This window comes from Vibrio sp. V23_P3S9T160 (assembly GCF_963886625.1).
GTDB lineage: Bacteria > Pseudomonadota > Gammaproteobacteria > Enterobacterales > Vibrionaceae > Vibrio > Vibrio anguillarum.
This window is the reverse complement of record NZ_CAWPDB010000134.1, coordinates 12,261-28,322: the sequence shown is the minus strand read 5'-3', so window position 1 is coordinate 28,322 and position 16,062 is coordinate 12,261. Positions and strand designations below refer to the sequence as shown.

Annotated in this window: 19 protein-coding genes; 11 read left to right on the top strand and 8 right to left on the bottom strand. The window is 44.8% G+C overall.

What is annotated here, in order from left to right:
- Positions 1-170: 170 nt before the first annotated feature.
- A complete protein-coding gene (locus AACU59_RS11450; protein ID WP_010318729.1) occupies positions 171-458 on the bottom strand; it encodes a winged helix-turn-helix domain-containing protein in 288 nt (95 codons plus the stop codon).
- Between the two features lie 203 nt (positions 459-661).
- Between AACU59_RS11450 and AACU59_RS11445 the strand changes: the two genes are divergently transcribed.
- From AACU59_RS11445 to AACU59_RS11430, 4 genes are read left to right on the top strand one after another with little or no spacing between them, the layout of a single operon-like run.
- Complete coding sequence (locus AACU59_RS11445; protein WP_094145236.1) at positions 662-1,009, top strand: ArsC family reductase; 348 nt, start codon at positions 662-664, stop codon at positions 1,007-1,009.
- A 16-nt stretch (positions 1,010-1,025) separates the two neighbouring features.
- Positions 1,026-2,159, top strand: a complete 1,134-nt coding sequence (gene dapE, locus AACU59_RS11440; RefSeq protein ID WP_094145235.1) for a succinyl-diaminopimelate desuccinylase — start codon at positions 1,026-1,028, stop codon at positions 2,157-2,159.
- Between the two features lie 3 nt (positions 2,160-2,162).
- Entirely contained in the window at positions 2,163-2,846 is a 684-nt protein-coding gene (locus AACU59_RS11435) for a M15 family metallopeptidase (protein ID WP_094145234.1), read from the top strand.
- A gap of 1 nt (position 2,847) precedes the next feature.
- Entirely contained in the window at positions 2,848-3,027 is a 180-nt protein-coding gene (locus tag AACU59_RS11430) for a DUF2897 family protein (RefSeq protein ID WP_170906945.1), read from the top strand.
- A 43-nt stretch (positions 3,028-3,070) separates the two neighbouring features.
- Here the strand turns inward: AACU59_RS11430 and bamC are convergent, their stop codons facing one another.
- Both bamC and dapA read right to left on the bottom strand, forming a co-directional pair.
- Positions 3,071-4,090 (bottom strand): outer membrane protein assembly factor BamC, encoded by a 1,020-nt coding sequence (gene bamC, locus AACU59_RS11425; protein ID WP_088729052.1) that lies wholly within the window; start codon positions 4,088-4,090, stop codon positions 3,071-3,073.
- A 51-nt stretch (positions 4,091-4,141) separates the two neighbouring features.
- The gene (gene dapA / locus AACU59_RS11420) at positions 4,142-5,020 is read right to left on the bottom strand and encodes a 4-hydroxy-tetrahydrodipicolinate synthase (protein ID WP_026027300.1); all 879 of its coding nucleotides are present in this window, start codon (positions 5,018-5,020) and stop codon (positions 4,142-4,144) included.
- A gap of 282 nt (positions 5,021-5,302) precedes the next feature.
- On the opposite strand from dapA, the gene AACU59_RS11415 reads away from it, so the two are divergent.
- Positions 5,303-5,845 carry a glycine cleavage system protein R gene (locus AACU59_RS11415; RefSeq protein ID WP_013856284.1) on the top strand — a complete coding sequence of 181 codons (543 nt, stop codon included), beginning with the start codon at positions 5,303-5,305 and terminating at the stop codon, positions 5,843-5,845.
- 12 nt (positions 5,846-5,857) lie between these two features.
- Positions 5,858-6,325 (top strand): thioredoxin-dependent thiol peroxidase, encoded by a 468-nt coding sequence (gene bcp, locus AACU59_RS11410; protein WP_094145233.1) that lies wholly within the window; start codon positions 5,858-5,860, stop codon positions 6,323-6,325.
- 81 nt (positions 6,326-6,406) lie between these two features.
- Here the strand turns inward: bcp and AACU59_RS11405 are convergent, their stop codons facing one another.
- From AACU59_RS11405 to AACU59_RS11395, 3 genes are all read right to left on the bottom strand, one after another.
- Positions 6,407-8,278, bottom strand: coding sequence for a methyl-accepting chemotaxis protein (locus AACU59_RS11405; RefSeq protein WP_094145232.1), 1,872 nt, complete (start codon positions 8,276-8,278; stop codon positions 6,407-6,409).
- A 214-nt stretch (positions 8,279-8,492) separates the two neighbouring features.
- Positions 8,493-9,569 carry an AI-2E family transporter gene (locus AACU59_RS11400; RefSeq protein ID WP_161437535.1) on the bottom strand — a complete coding sequence of 359 codons (1,077 nt, stop codon included), beginning with the start codon at positions 9,567-9,569 and terminating at the stop codon, positions 8,493-8,495.
- Positions 9,570-9,797 carry a sulfurtransferase TusA family protein gene (locus AACU59_RS11395; protein ID WP_094144686.1) on the bottom strand — a complete coding sequence of 76 codons (228 nt, stop codon included), beginning with the start codon at positions 9,795-9,797 and terminating at the stop codon, positions 9,570-9,572. It abuts the gene before it with no gap.
- Positions 9,798-9,991: 194 nt separating this feature from the next.
- On the opposite strand from AACU59_RS11395, the gene AACU59_RS11390 reads away from it, so the two are divergent.
- Genes AACU59_RS11390 through AACU59_RS11375 form a run of 4 tightly spaced genes read left to right on the top strand, consistent with a single transcriptional unit; the run spans position 9,992 to position 12,826 of the window.
- A complete protein-coding gene (locus AACU59_RS11390) occupies positions 9,992-11,449 on the top strand; it encodes a beta-barrel assembly-enhancing protease (RefSeq protein ID WP_094144685.1) in 1,458 nt (485 codons plus the stop codon).
- Between the two features lie 23 nt (positions 11,450-11,472).
- A complete protein-coding gene (gene arsC / locus AACU59_RS11385) occupies positions 11,473-11,823 on the top strand; it encodes an arsenate reductase (glutaredoxin) (RefSeq protein ID WP_010320494.1) in 351 nt (116 codons plus the stop codon).
- Entirely contained in the window at positions 11,820-12,392 is a 573-nt protein-coding gene (wrbA, locus tag AACU59_RS11380; RefSeq protein ID WP_094144684.1) for an NAD(P)H:quinone oxidoreductase, read from the top strand. Before arsC ends, wrbA begins: the two co-directional genes overlap by 4 nt.
- 8 nt (positions 12,393-12,400) lie before the next feature.
- Positions 12,401-12,826: a DUF2069 domain-containing protein gene (locus tag AACU59_RS11375; RefSeq protein ID WP_443280456.1), complete on the top strand. Its 426-nt coding sequence runs from the start codon at positions 12,401-12,403 to the stop codon at positions 12,824-12,826.
- Positions 12,827-12,927: 101 nt separating this feature from the next.
- Here AACU59_RS11375 and AACU59_RS11370 read toward each other — a convergent pair whose 3' ends face one another.
- Positions 12,928-14,073 (bottom strand): DUF2066 domain-containing protein, encoded by a 1,146-nt coding sequence (locus tag AACU59_RS11370; RefSeq protein ID WP_237666558.1) that lies wholly within the window; start codon positions 14,071-14,073, stop codon positions 12,928-12,930.
- A gap of 189 nt (positions 14,074-14,262) precedes the next feature.
- Here AACU59_RS11370 and AACU59_RS11365 point away from each other — a divergent pair, with 189 nt between their 5' ends.
- A complete protein-coding gene (locus tag AACU59_RS11365; RefSeq protein ID WP_010320498.1) occupies positions 14,263-15,522 on the top strand; it encodes a uracil-xanthine permease family protein in 1,260 nt (419 codons plus the stop codon).
- A gap of 45 nt (positions 15,523-15,567) precedes the next feature.
- Here the strand turns inward: AACU59_RS11365 and ybaK are convergent, their stop codons facing one another.
- The gene (gene ybaK, locus AACU59_RS11360) at positions 15,568-16,044 is read right to left on the bottom strand and encodes a Cys-tRNA(Pro) deacylase (RefSeq protein ID WP_026027304.1); all 477 of its coding nucleotides are present in this window, start codon (positions 16,042-16,044) and stop codon (positions 15,568-15,570) included.
- Positions 16,045-16,062: the final 18 nt, after the last annotated feature.

Below are 16,062 nucleotides of genomic sequence, written 5' to 3'. Positions count from 1 at the left end.
ATCTTACACCATATAGTATGAGTAGTTGAATTCTGGCTTAGTGACTATAAAATACCAATGGTTGGATAACTTATGATGAAAGGAGCATCTCTTAATTATTAATAATACATTCATTAACACATATGACGATGATTCAGGGATAATAATAAAAAAAGCCAGCAAATGCTGGCTTATGCACTAAATCCAAGGCTAGTCGCAATATCACAGCGACGATCTAATACCCATTGACTATCAAATGGCCCCCAATCAGAGAGTTGATAGTAACCATCATTGTGACGCCTTCCATCTTGAACAAACATCAGTTCAATCCCTATTCCTGGCAGTGCTTTCAGGACATCCTGAATCGTACGGCGAGGCCACCCCGTTTTTTCGATGAGTTTGGGCACGTTTGGTCTTTCAAGGCTTTCTACTAACAAAGCTAAATACAGTCGCCTTGCAAAAACAGGACTCAGTTCCATTGACACCTCCTATTACTGTGCCACTTCATTATTTCTGTTTTCACATTTAGAGTGTTGCGTTCGATCAATAACTTTCCAATCGTAAGCAACTGAAACACATTTTTTTTAAACAACGAAATAAAAGCATCTCTATTTTGTAAGCCACAGCGCTTCCTGATAGGATTTGACCATTAAAAAAATAATACGCCTCAACAAGGATTTTTATGACGATCACCATGTATGGCATTCCCAACTGCGACACCATTAAAAAAGCACGGAAATGGTTGGAAGCTGCGGGGGTGGATTACCAATTCCATGACTACCGTAAACAAGGTATTGATGCCGAGCTCGTGGCTCAATTTTGCCAAGCGCTTGGTTGGGAAAATGTACTCAATAAACGCGGTACAACCTTTCGTCAGCTCACGCCCTCACAAAAAGAGTCATTAGATGCTAACAATGCAGTGACCTTGCTGGTTGAACAGCCTGCTATGATCAAACGACCTATTTTATTGGTCGACACCCATTACCATCTCGGTTTTAATGCTCAGCAATACGCTACTATTTTCTCTTAATACAAGGATTTCAAGGATGACAGACAGCCCTGTACTGGCGCTTGCAAAAGATCTCATTAGTCGCCAATCAGTAACTCCTGAGGATGCAGGTTGCCAAGACCTGATGATTAAACGCTTACAAGCGCTAGGGTTTGAAGTGGAAACAATGGTCTTTGAAGATACCACTAATTTTTGGGCTCGCCGCGGTACTCAGTCGCCTCTTTTTGCCTTTGCTGGCCATACGGATGTGGTTCCCGCGGGTCCTTTAGCGCAGTGGCATACAGCGCCGTTTGAACCTACTGTAATTGATGGTTATTTACATGGGCGCGGGGCGGCAGATATGAAAGGCTCGCTTGCTTGCATGGTTGTCGCTGTCGAGCGCTTTATTGAACAGCACCCTAACCATCAAGGTTCGATTGCCTTTTTGATCACTTCAGATGAAGAAGGGCCATTTATCAATGGTACCACTCGCGTAGTCGATGCGTTAATGGCGCGTAATGAGCCAATTGATATGTGTATCGTCGGTGAGCCATCGAGTACATTAAATGTGGGCGATGTGATAAAAAATGGCCGTCGTGGCTCAATTACAGGCGATCTACAGATAAAAGGGATTCAAGGACACGTTGCTTATCCTCACCTTGCTAATAACCCGATTCACCAAGCCTTGCCTGCGTTAGCCGAACTTGCGGCAATAAAATGGGATGAAGGGAACGCTTATTTCCCACCGACCAGCTTCCAAATTCCAAACTTGCAAGCTGGCACGGGAGCATCAAACGTCATCCCCGGTGAGTTTGACGTGCAGTTTAACTTCCGTTTCAGTACCGAGTTAACCGATGAAGAGATCAAGCGCCGCGTGCATTCTATCTTAGATGCCCATGGATTGGATTATGAATTGCGCTGGACGTTAAGCGGCCAACCTTTCTTGACCGATACGGGCTCATTACTGACTGCCGTCGTTAAAGCCGTCGATGAGGTGAACCACAAATCCCCAGAGCTATTGACGACAGGGGGCACATCTGATGGACGCTTTATTGCCCAGATGGGCGCACAAGTGGTCGAACTTGGTCCTGTTAACGCGACAATTCATAAAGTTAACGAGTGCGTTAAGATTGCCGATTTAGAGAAACTGACGGATATGTACCAAAAAACCCTAGAGAATTTATTGGTGTAACCCATGACTCCAGAGCAGTTGACCGGACAAACCGACTCCCATTTAATATCAGTGCTGATTGGGCAGAAATCTTTCTTGGTTCACCCCGGGGTGATCCAAGATTTGCTCGCTCTAAAGCAAGCGGCTGACAACGCTGGTTTTGATTTCCATATCGCCAGTGGGTTTCGTGATTTTGAACGCCAGTTGAACATCTGGAATCGGAAAATGTCCGGGCAAGCCGAATTACTGGATAATAACAGTCAACCGGTAAACCCTGCTCAGTTAAGCGAAGAACAAAAGATATTCACGATTTTACGCTGGTCAGCGCTGCCCGGTAGCAGCCGCCACCATTGGGGGTGTGACTTTGATGTTTTTGATCGCAAAGCATTACCGACTGGTGTCATGCTCAAGCTTGAACCGTGGGAATATCTCTCAGGCCACCAAGCTCCTTTTTATCAATGGATGAAGGAGCATTTACCTAAGTTTGGTTTTTTCTTCCCCTACCAAGGAAAGAAAGGCGGTGTTGCGTTTGAACCTTGGCATATTAGCCACAAAACAGCGGCTAAAGACTGTCTTGACCTGTTGACGCCAAGCGTATTGGCGGCACAGCTTGAAAACATGCCGCTCCTAGGTGTGTCGACGGTACAAGAGAACTTAGATCGGATCTACACTCAGTACATTGTTAACATCAGCCAACCGGAGTCCTGATATGGAATTCATTACCAACCCTTGGGTTATCACTATTGTAATCTTAGCGGTGTTTATAGGTAATATTGCCGCGCTGAAATACACGGCTAACATGAAATTTGGCTTGAAAGGAAAGAAGAGTGATCTGGATAAACTCAACGAACTTGATAAGCACGAAGACTCAGATTCAGAGCAAAAATAAAGGGACTTTCGTCCCTTTATTTTTCATGGATTCGTCATCACAATTACTGACGCTCGGCAATCGCCGACAGTACAGGTACCATATCTTTCAGTAGTTCTTCTTCCACCGGCTTGCCGGCTGAATTGGTCACGTTGATCGAGGTACGGTTGCCTAGATCACCTAATAAGAAGGTGTAAGTTCCACTTTTCAGCGAGATAGGTTTCACCCCAATGTCTTGCCAAAAGGCGTCATCTGGCGCGGAGTATTTCGCTTTTATTGTACCTTGAGATTGATTGCGCTCTTCGAGCGTAAAACCGAACTGCGGCATAAGATTAGGCAAACGTTGCCACAGAACATCGTAAGAGGTACGAGCAATAATGACAGGGAAACCACTACGGTCACTGCCCATCGTAATGGGGATCTGTTTAACCAACTGTTGAGCTTTACGTGCTGCTTCTTGACGTAGATCGGTATCGTAACGAGCCGTGACCAAATTGGTCATGAACGCATTATAACGCTCTTTATTGGTGGCACTCACTGGCATCTCTTTGCCACCTTCACGCCAACCAGTCAATGAAATCTTAAAGCCAAAACGATTATTCGCCATCACTCGTGAGATTTGGTAGCGGCTACCAATCTCAACTTCTTCATCTTCAGAAACCCAAGTCACCCAATCAGTATCAATCTGGTTTTCACTTTGTGCAGCGATACCAATGTTTCGCTCTTTAAGCATGGCTAACGCAGTTTGCCACACCTTGTCGGCTTCATCTTGCTTGATCATCCATAATGTCACTTCGCCATTTTGGCGCTCGGCACGCGCGCCAGGGATCAATTCTAATACTTGTTGAGGAGGACGAATATCCACAGTACGGCCAATGCCACCTTGGAAGTCACCTTCTGGTATTTGGTAGTTAAGATAAAACTGCGGAGTGGCTCCTTCAGGAAGTTGCCACTCTTTTAGAGCCGGGGTTTCTAAATAAGCAAAATCATCTTTTGCTTGGCGACGCTGAGAAGCGTTACCAGCACATGCGCTTAAAACAAAAACAGCTAGTGAACTGATAACTAGCTGATGAGTAAATTTCATTCAAACTCCTAGACTGCCGAGGAAAAAGCCTCGGCACAATATTGAATCGATTTAGAAGATACAAGCTTCGGTCATGGCTTGGGCAACAGTTGGTCGTGCTGGTTCAGACAGTTCAGTCAAAGGTAGACGTAGATCACCATTTGTAATCAATCCCATTTTGTGAGCAGCCCATTTCACTGGAATCGGGCTCGACTCAACAAATAGACCTTTATGCAAAGGCATCAAACGTTGATTAATAAGCTCAGCCTCGTCGAATCGGCCTTCTAATGCTAAGTGCATCATCTGCGCCATATCTTTAGCGGCAATATTATTCGTCACCGAAATAACACCTTGTCCACCTAATTTAACAAACTCCAAACCCGTCGCGTCATCACCACTTAATAAAATAAAGTCTTTTCCACAAAGCTCACGATGAAGAGCCACTCGGCTCAAATCACCCGTTGCATCTTTTAAAGCGACAATCGTTTTAATTTCAGCAAGGCGAGCGACGGTTTCAGGACGCAAATCCACCGCTGTACGGCCTGGTACATTATAGAGAATCTGAGGGATATCAGTCTCTTGAGAAATTGCTTTGTAGTGTTGAAATAAACCTTCTTGGGTTGGTTTATTGTAATAAGGAGTCACACTTAAACAGCCAGCAATACCTGTGTTATTTAATAAACGACTAAACGTTACCGCTTCATGAGTAGCATTCGCACCCGTTCCCGCAATCACAGGAATACGTCCTTCGGCAAACTCGACGGTTTTTGCGACAACTTTGACATGCTCTTCAACGGTAAGCGTGGCAGATTCACCCGTTGTTCCGACGGCAACAATGGCGTCAGTTCCGGCTGTCACGTGAAAGTCCACCAGCTTCTTCAAACTAACAAAATCAACCTCACCATCATGATTAAACGGTGTAATGAGCGCTACGATACTTCCTGAAAACATGTCCATCTCCCTAATTTGTTACTTTCTGCATGGTACTGTAAGGCGATTGAAAAACACAAGGGATTAAATTCGCTTAATCAGCCCATTTGGATGAATATTTATCAGATGTTAGAGGTTTAACAAACAACATCAATTAAGGGCAAACTTTATAGCGGATCTGAATATGTCGATGTCAACAACACGTTATTTTCAAGACGGAGTTCTTAAAAAGCTATTCCACCACCGTTCCTCTATAATTTAACTGTGATAACATGCCCAAAACGATAAAAGTGAAGCGATATTATGACTCAGCATCTAGTGATCACTGCTGTAGGGACAGACCGCCCGGGTATCTGTAATGAAGTGGTACGTTTAGTTACGCAATCAGGCTGCAATATCATCGATAGCCGAATTGCTTTGTTTGGCAAAGAGTTCACGCTCATCATGCTGGTCTCTGGCAATACAAACCACATCACCCGAGTAGAGACAACCTTACCTCTATTAGGCCAACAACATGATCTCATCACTATCATGAAACGTACATCACCTCATGATTATCAAGATAATGCCTATACGGTTGAAGTGTTTGTTGAGTCTGAAGACAAAATTGGCCTAACAGAGAAATTCACTCAATTTTTTGCCAATCGTAATATTGGTATGGCTTCACTGAGTGCGCAGACGATTCATAAATCGAAGTTACATCTTGATCACGACCAATTTCATATTGCCATTACCGCCAGTGTCGATTCAGGGTGTAACTTAATGCAACTACAAGAAGAATTTGACAGTTTATGCAAGACACTGGATGTACAAGGTTCGCTCAACTTTATAAAAAACAGTCAATAAAAAGGAAGAATAATGAAAACGCTTACTGCAGGCACGCCAGCACCTGCTTTTTCACTTTTAGATCAAGATGGAAATACCGTTTCCCTTGCTGATTTCTCAGGGAAAAAGGTGTTGTTCTACTTTTACCCTAAAGCCATGACACCAGGTTGTACTGTTCAGGCTCAAGGCCTTCGAGATGTAAAAGCGGAACTCGATGCTCACAACGTAGTGGTACTCGGAGTCAGCACCGATCCCGTGAAGCGTTTAGGTAAATTCATTGGACGTGATCACTTAAACTTTACTTTATTATCCGATGAAGACCACGTGGTTGCTGAACAGTTCGGCGTATGGGGTGAGAAGAAGTTCATGGGCAAAGTGTATGATGGTCTACACCGGATTAGCTTTTTAATTAACGAGCAAGGTATCATTGAACAGGTTTTTGATAAATTCAAAACCAAAGATCACCATGAAGTGGTACTTGATTATCTAAACGCCCAATAATCAAAACTCGACCGAAATAAAAAATGCCAGTTCTTAATACTGGCATTTTTGTAACACGGCTAATCAAAAGTTGATGTGTAATTACACAATGAACTTATTGAGCAGAGCATCTTGCTCACGAACGTTTTCCGTTTGAACCTGCATTGCGAGATTGGCTTCTTCAGCAGATTGTGCCACTTGCGTCGACAAATCTTTAATCTTCACTGTATTGGTGTTGATCTCTTCAGCCACAAGGCTTTGCTCTTCTGCCGCAGATGCAATTTGGATATTCATGTCCGAAATCACTTGTATCGCATCACGAATACGGTTCAATGCCGAATTTGCCGTTTTCGCTTTATTCACCGCATCAACAGCCGTCGTTTTACTTTCATTCATAGCTGAAGAGACGGAACTCGCTCCTGCTTGTAATTGCTCAATCATACTGCGAATTTCAGTGGTCGATTGCTGAGTGCGCTGAGCTAGTGTACGCACTTCATCAGCAACAACGGCAAAACCACGGCCAGATTCACCCGCTCGAGCCGCTTCAATCGCCGCGTTTAAGGCAAGCAAGTTAGTTTGATCAGCAATGTCATTAATCACTTTCAAAATAGTTTCAATATTTGCCGTCGCGGACTCTAGGCCTTTCACCTCTTCCACCGCTTGGTCAATGCGGGCCGATAAATTGTCGATCGACAATGTCGTTTCACTGACCACACTGGAACCATCTTGCGTTGCTTCATCGGCTTCTTTCGCCGCTGCTGCTGCACCTTGCGCATTATTGGCGACTTCTGTCGATGTCACTGCCATTTCGTGCATTGCAGTGGCTAGTTGCTCTAACTCTTGTAACTGAGTGCGCATCGCTTCTGCTGACTCATGAGCACCTTGCACCGTGAGCTCTGTGCCACGCATGATCTCTTCACCAATCGCTTTTGATTGCGTGATCTGCTTTTGCAGCGTCTCAGTAAAGGTATTAAACCCTGATGCGAGTTGAGCAAACTCTTGGTCCGTATTGGTATCCAAGCGTTTGGTTAAATCCCCCTGCCCTGAGGCGACATCTTGAATCGCTTCATTGAGCACACCTAATGGACGCATTAACACTTTAATCAGTAGCGTCAAGCCAATCACACTCAACACAAGCCCAATTAACGTATAGATAATAGAGCTATTGCGTAATACGCCAATCGCATTGAAGGCGATGGATTCATCAACAATCGCACCGATGTACCAGTTCTCACTTGGAATATGAGTGAAGCTGACGAGATAACGGGTACCATCAATTTCAATCTGTTGGTCCCCCTCTTTCAGAGTCACTTGTGGTAAATAAGTCGATAACTTCTCACCATTATTTTTGGTATCAGGGTGGGCAATCGTCGCTCCGTCACCTGAAACAATAAAGAGGTAACCCGCATCGAATAAATTAATAGAGTTCACCAATTCAGCTAAACCCGTCAATTCCATATCGTAGAACATGGCACCAGAGAATCGACCTTGATCGTAAATAGGCGTACCAATAGAAATGATCACATTTTTGGTAGAAATATCGACATACGGCGCTGTAACGATAAGTTTTTTCGATGCTTTAGCATCCACAAACCAAGGGCGCTTGCGAGGATCGTAGTCACCGCTTGGTTCCCAACCGTCATCATTCTCCACCACTTTACCATCGGATTCATACCCTAACCCTATGGCTAAAAAGCTTTTTTTCAATTTCGGCTTTTCAAGAATATTTTTAACGTAATCCCGGTTGAGCGGATCAAGCTCAATCACTTCAGTCGTCGATTGAGCCAAGGTTTTTTTACTTTCCATTTCAGAAACAATGGTGTTTTTGACCCCAGCTTCCATTTCACTCAGACTTTTTGTAACTAGGGATTCTATTTCCGAGCGCACAATGCTCAGTTGCTGAATGGAAATAAGCGAGACGGTAACAAGCAGAAGTGCAGAAGAAGCTGCAACTATTTTTTGGCTAAACTTCATAAGTATCCCTCATTGATGCCAAATTAATTATCATTGTTGTGGTTATAGTTAGTTATCGCCAAGTTACAAAAAATCTATAGCTTTTTTACACATCCACTTAGTTCAGTCTAATCAATATTTACTATTTGGCAAAAAAAAAGCCCAAAACGATTACGGTTTAGGCTTCCTTAGAGATTCTGTTTACTCTCTATTTTTTATTTATAATTCAGTGATTTTAGGGTGATTCAGCCTCAACAACAGGTTCATCAGTGCTGGGCAAAGCATGCCATACTGCTTTTACTAGAGTGGCAAGAGGAATTGCAAAAAATACGCCCCAAAACCCCCATAGCCCACCAAAGACTAACACCGCGACAATGATAGCAACGGGATGTAGATTAACGGCTTCAGAAAATAGAACGGGAACCAATACGTTGCCATCCAAAGCTTGGATGATGCCATAAGCAATTAATAATGTGTAAAACGGCGGCGTCATGCCCCATTGGAAGAGACCAACGATGGCAACTGGCACTGTCACAGCGGCCGCGCCAATATAAGGGATCAAAACCGATAGACCCACAGCCACAGCAAGCAACACCGAATAGCGTAAATCAAGAATGGCAAAAGTGACGTAACTGATACTGCCGACAATCAGTATTTCTAACACTTTTCCACGGATGTAGTTTGAGATTTGTTGGTTCATCTCTTGCCATACTTTAGCAGCGAGTTTACGGTTGCGTGGCAACAACCCACTGGTCATTCGCAACATTTCATTCTTATCTTTCAATAAAAAGAACACCAGCAACGGCACTAAAATGAGATAGACACCCAAGGTGGCTAAACTTACAAGAGAAGCAAGTGACCCTTTAACGACACTTTCCCCCATACCTAAAGCCTGATTCTTCGCATTACTTATTACAGACTCAACAATCTGTAAGTTATCGAGTTCTGGATAACGTTCAGGAATACTTAAAATAAAGGTTTGTAATCCGCTGTACATATTAGGGATGTCATTAATTAAATTACCAACCTGCTTCCAAATGGTTGGAACTAAACCAAAGATAGCCAACAGCATCAAACCAACAAATAGCAAAACAACCAAAATTACAGAAACTGTCCTAGGAAGCCCAAAACGGCGCAATTGCATCACTGGCCACTCCAGTAAATATGCAAGGACAATCGCGACTAACAAGGGCGCAATCAAATGACCGAAGAAATATATCGTTATAAAACCAAAAAATAGGATAGCAACCAGACTAACGGCATGCGGATCAGAAAAGCGTCTTTGATACCAACGAGTTACCATTTCAAACATTTAATCGAGTTCCTTAATTACTTTTAGCCCAAAATAGCCGGGTGACGTGTTCCACTGGCAACGAAAGCCATGAGCAGACAAATATTTTTCTATATCCTGTCCTGAGCTGACGTCGTTGAGCCAAATGTTTAATACCTCACCCAAAACCAATTGAACAGTGTGACGCTTCGCAAGTAATAAAGCCATCGGACAACGCTGCTGGCGTAAATCCAGAATATTTGGTTCCATTCTTCTGCTCAATGCTTAATATAGGCCTGCCATTGTATCGAGTTTTGACTGGCATGCCAGTGTTTATCGATACTCAAACACCGGCTGGCTTACTCTTCTCTCTCTACAATTTTTGGCCGCTATTTTGAGTTGGAAACCAATTCACACATTCAATGTCATACAGACAAGAAGATCACGGAATATCACTGACAAATATGAAGTTTAAACGCGCTCGATCCTTACTTTGCCTCTGTATTACTGTGGCGATAAACGCCCCTTCCTTGAGCTATGCCGACACCATAGAGCTACCGGACATTGGAACAGTAGCAGGTTCAACCTTGACGATTGATCAAGAGCTTATTTATGGCGATGCTTATATGCGCATGCTGCGTAACAGCCAGCCAATCGTCAATGATCCGGTGATAAACGAGTACATCGATAGCCTAGGGCATAAATTGGTTGCCAATGCCAACGATGTAAAAACGCCGTTTACCTTTTTTATGATCCGCGATCGCAACATCAATGCGTTTGCCTTCTTTGGCGGTTATGTTGCGTTGCACTCTGGGTTGTTTTTGCATGCACAAACAGAAAGCGAACTCGCTTCGGTTCTTTCGCACGAAATTGCCCACGTCACGCAGCGCCATTTAGCACGCAGTATGGAAGACCAAGCCAGACGCTCACCAGCAACAATCGCCGCATTGGCAGGCTCTTTGTTACTGGCGATTGCGGCACCTGAAGTGGGCATTGCCGCCATTACCGCCACCACCGCAGGCAGTATGCAAAGCCAAATAAACTATACGCGCAGTAATGAAAAAGAGGCCGACCGATTTGGTATTGCAACGCTAGCCAAAGCGGGGTTTGATGCTCAAGCCATGCCAAGGTTTTTTGGCCGCCTCGCCGATGAATACCGTTACGCGAGTAAACCGCCACCGATGCTACTGACCCATCCGCTGCCAGAAGATCGGATTACCGACAGCCGTGAGCGCGCCCAACACTACCCGCTTATGCGCCTTCAACCTTCGTTGGATTATCATTTAGCACGCTCGCGAATTGTTGCTCGCTATGCTGGAATTGATAATGAAGCCGCTCTTGATTGGTTTAAGCGTGCGGAGAAAAAAGAAAATGCAGCTCTCATCCCAGCCTTCCAATACGGTAACGCCTTGGTCTATCTCGATAGTAAGCAACTCGAAAAATCACAGGCAATTTTATCAAAACTGGTTGCGCAAGACCCGACAAACAATTTCTATCTTGATGCGATGGCCGATCTTTATATCGATCTAAATCAAGCGGATAAAGCGCAAACCTTGCTAGAGAAGGCGCTTAAACAGAAACCGAACAATCCAACCTTAACAATTAACTACGCCAACAGCTTGTTAAAACAAGATAAATTATCTGACGCTATTCGAGTATTACAGCGCTACACCCATGACAACCCAAATGATCCCAACGGCTGGCATTTACTCTCAGAAGCGAGTATCAGCATTGGTAATAGCCAAGAAGATCTCGCCGCGCGAGCAGAGCTTCTAGCGCTCAAAGCCAATTGGAATAAAGCGATTCAGTATTACACTCAAGCGAGCCAACTTGCGAAACTTGGCAGCTTAGAACAAGCTCGCTACGATGCACGCATTGACCAATTGATGGTGCAACGAGACCGATTTTTATCACTCCAATAATCACAATACAACGAGGAGAAGTTATGTCAGTCGTGATTTATCACAACCCGAAATGCTCAAAAAGTCGTGAAACTCTGGCACTGCTGGAAGACCGCCAGTTAAAGCCACAGATCATCAAATACTTAGAGCAAGCGCCAACCATCGATCAGTTAAAAACCTTGTATGCTCAACTCAGGCTACAGCAGGTTCGTGACATGATTCGCACTAAAGAAGAGCTCTATAAAGAACTTGGCCTAAATGATGAGGCACTTACTGATGATCAGCTGTTTTCCGCCATGGCCGCGCACCCTAAGTTGATTGAGCGTCCCATTGTTGTCGCCAATGGTAAAGCGCGCCACGGCCGTCCACCAGAGCAAGTACTTGAGATTTTATGAGTATTAAAGTCGTCGTACTTTATTACAGCAGGCACGGTTCAACGCAAGCACTGGCACGGCAAATCGCACGCGGAATTGAAGCACAAGGCGCAATAGCGCTCTTGCGCACCGTTCCGGCGCTAGACAATCATGCAGAGCAAACGACCGATCCCTACCTGACTCTGGATGAGTTAAAGCAATGTGATGGTTTGGCTTTTGGCAGTCCAGTCTGGTTTGGCAATATGGCCGCGCCACTGAAGCATTTTTGGGACCAAACGACCCCTTTATGGATTAGCGGCGCATTAATTGATAAACCCGCTTGCGTGTTTACTTCTTCATCCTCTTTGCATGGCGGCCAAGAGAGTACGCAACAGAGTATGATGCTGCCACTGATGCATCATGGCATGTTAATCGTTGGCATCCCTTATTCAGAGCCTGCACTGCATACCACAACCGCTGGAGGCACGCCATATGGTGCAAGCCATGTCGCAACACACTCGCCACAACTCACTACGCACGAAAGTGAACTGGCTAAAAATTTAGGAAAACGGCTGGCAATGCTAGCCAGCCGATTAAAGGACAGATTATGACGGCAGAAATGATGCCAAGCACCAAGCAGTACCGATGGCTAGCTTTACTGAGTAACTTATCCCTAATTATATGGGTAGTTTTATGGCAATTATCGCTCTCTCCTCACCCTCATCTTAATCATCTTGCATTGGCCATTGCATGGGTTATCCCACTGCTTTTACCATTACCGGGAATTTTGGCCGGAAAACCCTACACTCACGCCTGGGCCAACTTTGTTTTAATGCTCTACTTTCTACACGCATTGACGCTGATTTATGTTGATGGAGGGGAGCGCTGGTTAGCGGTAGTGGAACTGCTACTGACATTTGCCGCTTTTGTCGGTAATACCTTGTATGCTCGCCATCGCGGTAAAGAGCTCGGACTGAAACTCAAGCGTCTATCTGAAGTAGAAAAACAAGAGAAAGCCAATTTTACCCACGATAATCAACCATAGAGTCAATCCATGACTGGATTGCCTATTCTTCTCATGCAAAAAGAGCCCTGATGGGCTCTTTTTGATTATCTCAGCATTTGTTCAAGGGGTGACTGAGTACTTTACGCTTGCCACTCAAAAGAGAGCACTCGCTTCACTGGTTCAGTGATGGCCGGAGATAATGACGATTCAGGTATGACTTGCAAAGAGCCTGACTCCACAGCAGAATCATCAACCTCTGCTGCTGGGGTAAGCTGTGTTGGCACACTCTCTGGCTGTGGGTCGTCAATTTTAGCGACTTTGCCCATGCGTAGCACTTCTTGCTCAAACTCGGACTCTGAAGCCAACAAATGCACTTCGAAAGTAATTTCCTCACCTTGAATCTTGAGAATGTCCAAAGAAGCAACAGAGCTTAAGCGCTTCAACTTATTCTCCAAGGTAAAGAAATCCATCGCATCATCAATCGGGCTAAAACGAGCAAGCAGCGAAGAAGAGGATTCACTGGCTACGATAACCGAGCTCTTTCTTGCATAGTAATCACTCAATTGATCGACCATTTGTTCAATGGCATCGTCACCAGACGCTTGACCAGACAGTGGCGCTTTCGTGGCTTGTGTCATTTGAGCGGCGGGTTGATCATACAAACTCCAACGCACACCATTACTTTGTACTCTGACCACCAATACCGCATCGGTTGGATAACGTTGGCTAGCCATGCTGATAGGCTGCACGAAACCGCCCCACAAATCCGATACTTCCACACCAGTAATATCATCAAAATCACCCACAGGCACTGTGATAGGCAAACCGCGAGTTTGAGTCGCGTCTTTAAGCTGTTTTAGCGTACTGCTACCAGAGTGTTCCCATGCAATGCTGCGCTCGTAACCTGACTCTTCAATCAACCAAATTAAAACATTAGCTCGGTTTTCAGGCCAAAATGGCAATTGAGCTTGAGTTAATAATGTGCGGATATGCGGTGCGCTGAACCCCATGGCAATCGAAGATTGCGCCCCATTTTGACCATAACTGATTTGCGCTAAATATTGCGAATTCTGCCTTAAAGCTTTTTGAATCACCTCATTGTTCACCGCATTCCTATCACCTGAAGCTCGAACAATCACTTCGCTCATCCCTTTAATACGAGCATTCGCGTCGGCATTGTCTTGCTGTTGATCAATCACGACTTCGGTATGGTATAAGTCGACCTTAGTTAAGGCATAAGCAGGGAGAGTGAGTAAGCTCATCACCAACATAGCTAAATAGCGCATACTGTTCCTATGATCTGTTTTGTGAACGTCGATGATAAGCAACTATCCGGTCCGCGGCAAGGAATCCACGGCAGAGTTCGGTGATAATTTCATCAACATTTGTGACTTTATTTGATCTAGTTTCAATGGCAATCGTTTGCAAAAGTGATAGAATCCCGCGAATTTTTATTTTGCTTCAGGGAAATCATGATGAAAAATGCCATCCAAGGCGCACAGATGCTCTTCGTCGCATTTGGTGCGCTGGTTCTTGTCCCGCTGTTAACTGGGCTTGATCCTAATGTTGCACTATTTGGCGCCGGTGTCGGTACCCTTTTATTCCAACTTATTACTCGCCGCTCTGTCCCCATCTTTCTTGCTTCTTCCTTTGCCTTTATTGCACCGATTATGTTTGGCATCCAAACTTGGGGCGTCGCCTCAACGATGGGCGGTTTAGTGGCCGCTGGTTTTGTCTACATACTACTGGGGGCGATCATCAAAGTCCGTGGTGTAGAAATCATCCACAAAATTTTACCTCCTGTGGTCGTTGGCCCGGTGATCATGGTGATTGGCTTAGGCCTTGCGCCTGTTGCTGTAAACATGGCGCTAGGTAAAACTGGAGATGGTTCAGTACAACTGATTAGCTCAGATGTAGCGATGTGGATCTCTTGCGTTTCACTGTTAACCACCATCACGATTAGCGTCTTTGCCAAAGGTTTTCTCAAACTGTTGCCGATCTGCGGCGGTATTTTTGCAGGCTATCTTTTGGGCCTCTATTTTGGTGTAGTGGATTTTACTCCTGTTACGCAAGCGGCTTGGCTGTCAATGCCGAACTTCACTTTCCCTGAGTTCAACATCAACGCGATCTTGTTCATGATCCCAGTAGCAATTGCTCCGGCAGTCGAACACGTGGGCGATATGCTCGCGATCTCAAACGTCACCGGTAAAGATTACATCAAGAAACCTGGGCTACATCGCACCATTGCGGGTGACGGTGTTGCCACCATCGCAGCCTCGATGCTGGGCGCGCCACCAAACACTACATACAGCGAAGTGACAGGCGCCGTAATGCTGACGAAAGCCTTTAATCCAGTAATCATGACTTGGGCTGCGATCACCGCGATTGTATTAGCATTGGTTGGTAAGCTGGGCGCGCTACTGCAAACCATTCCAATTCCAGTAATGGGCGGCATTATGATTTTGCTGTTCGGTTCAATTGCAACGGTTGGCCTAAACACACTGATTAAAAATCATGTCGATCTTCACAAGTCTCGCAACTTAGTGATTGTGGCAGTGACATTAGTGTTTGGTATCGGCGGCATGGCCTTTGGTATCGGAGAGTTTAGCCTACAAGGTGTCAGCTTATGCGGTATCGTAGCCATTATTCTAAACTTGATCCTTCCTAATGACTTAGGAGAAAACCATGTGGTGGATAACGCCCAGATGGAAGAAGAGATCAAACTGAAGAACTAATTTTGCCAGTCAATCCGGCCTCAATCGAGGCCGGATTTTTATTCTCTATTCTTGACACAATTCAACAAACTCACCTCGCGTTAATAACGCAAGATCGCTCGGTGCCAATTCAATCTCTAAACCGCGCTTACCTGCACTGACACAGATGGTCGATTGATCTTCTGCGCTGAGATGAATGAAGGTCGGTAGTGCTTTTTTCTGCCCAAGTGGGCTAATGCCACCGACCACATAACCCGTGGTTTTTTGCGCTATGTCTGGATTAGCCATTTCCGCTTTTTTCGACTTAGCCGCTTTGGCCGCACGCTTTAAGTTTAATTTTTGATCAACAGGAATAATCGCGACAGCGAGATTTTTCGGCTCGCCATTTAAGCAAAACAGCAGTGTTTTAAACACTTTTTTCGGATCTTGTCCCAAAACCTCAGCCGCTTCTAAACCATAACTGCTGTGATTAGGATCATGTTGATATTGATGGAGAGTGTGAGGAATCTTTTTCTTTTTCGCCAAATCAATCGCAGGTGTCATCGTGCTTATCTCAAAGTA

What these genes read in the sequence shown, in the direction of transcription:
- AACU59_RS11450 (WP_010318729.1), bottom strand. Translation starts at nt 458, where the DNA reads ATGGAACTGAGTCCTGTTTTTGCAAGGCGACTGTATTTAGCTTTGTTA.
- AACU59_RS11445 (WP_094145236.1), top strand. Translation starts at nt 662, where the DNA reads ATGACGATCACCATGTATGGCATTCCCAACTGCGACACCATTAAAAAA.
- dapE (WP_094145235.1), top strand. Translation starts at nt 1,026, where the DNA reads ATGACAGACAGCCCTGTACTGGCGCTTGCAAAAGATCTCATTAGTCGC.
- AACU59_RS11435 (WP_094145234.1), top strand. Translation starts at nt 2,163, where the DNA reads ATGACTCCAGAGCAGTTGACCGGACAAACCGACTCCCATTTAATATCA.
- AACU59_RS11430 (WP_170906945.1), top strand. Translation starts at nt 2,848, where the DNA reads ATGGAATTCATTACCAACCCTTGGGTTATCACTATTGTAATCTTAGCG.
- bamC (WP_088729052.1), bottom strand. Translation starts at nt 4,090, where the DNA reads ATGAAATTTACTCATCAGCTAGTTATCAGTTCACTAGCTGTTTTTGTT.
- dapA (WP_026027300.1), bottom strand. Translation starts at nt 5,020, where the DNA reads ATGTTTTCAGGAAGTATCGTAGCGCTCATTACACCGTTTAATCATGAT.
- AACU59_RS11415 (WP_013856284.1), top strand. Translation starts at nt 5,303, where the DNA reads ATGACTCAGCATCTAGTGATCACTGCTGTAGGGACAGACCGCCCGGGT.
- bcp (WP_094145233.1), top strand. Translation starts at nt 5,858, where the DNA reads ATGAAAACGCTTACTGCAGGCACGCCAGCACCTGCTTTTTCACTTTTA.
- AACU59_RS11405 (WP_094145232.1), bottom strand. Translation starts at nt 8,278, where the DNA reads ATGAAGTTTAGCCAAAAAATAGTTGCAGCTTCTTCTGCACTTCTGCTT.
- AACU59_RS11400 (WP_161437535.1), bottom strand. Translation starts at nt 9,569, where the DNA reads ATGTTTGAAATGGTAACTCGTTGGTATCAAAGACGCTTTTCTGATCCG.
- AACU59_RS11395 (WP_094144686.1), bottom strand. Translation starts at nt 9,797, where the DNA reads ATGGAACCAAATATTCTGGATTTACGCCAGCAGCGTTGTCCGATGGCT.
- AACU59_RS11390 (WP_094144685.1), top strand. Translation starts at nt 9,992, where the DNA reads ATGAAGTTTAAACGCGCTCGATCCTTACTTTGCCTCTGTATTACTGTG.
- arsC (WP_010320494.1), top strand. Translation starts at nt 11,473, where the DNA reads ATGTCAGTCGTGATTTATCACAACCCGAAATGCTCAAAAAGTCGTGAA.
- wrbA (WP_094144684.1), top strand. Translation starts at nt 11,820, where the DNA reads ATGAGTATTAAAGTCGTCGTACTTTATTACAGCAGGCACGGTTCAACG.
- AACU59_RS11375 (WP_443280456.1), top strand. Translation starts at nt 12,401, where the DNA reads ATGATGCCAAGCACCAAGCAGTACCGATGGCTAGCTTTACTGAGTAAC.
- AACU59_RS11370 (WP_237666558.1), bottom strand. Translation starts at nt 14,073, where the DNA reads ATGCGCTATTTAGCTATGTTGGTGATGAGCTTACTCACTCTCCCTGCT.
- AACU59_RS11365 (WP_010320498.1), top strand. Translation starts at nt 14,263, where the DNA reads ATGAAAAATGCCATCCAAGGCGCACAGATGCTCTTCGTCGCATTTGGT.
- ybaK (WP_026027304.1), bottom strand. Translation starts at nt 16,044, where the DNA reads ATGACACCTGCGATTGATTTGGCGAAAAAGAAAAAGATTCCTCACACT.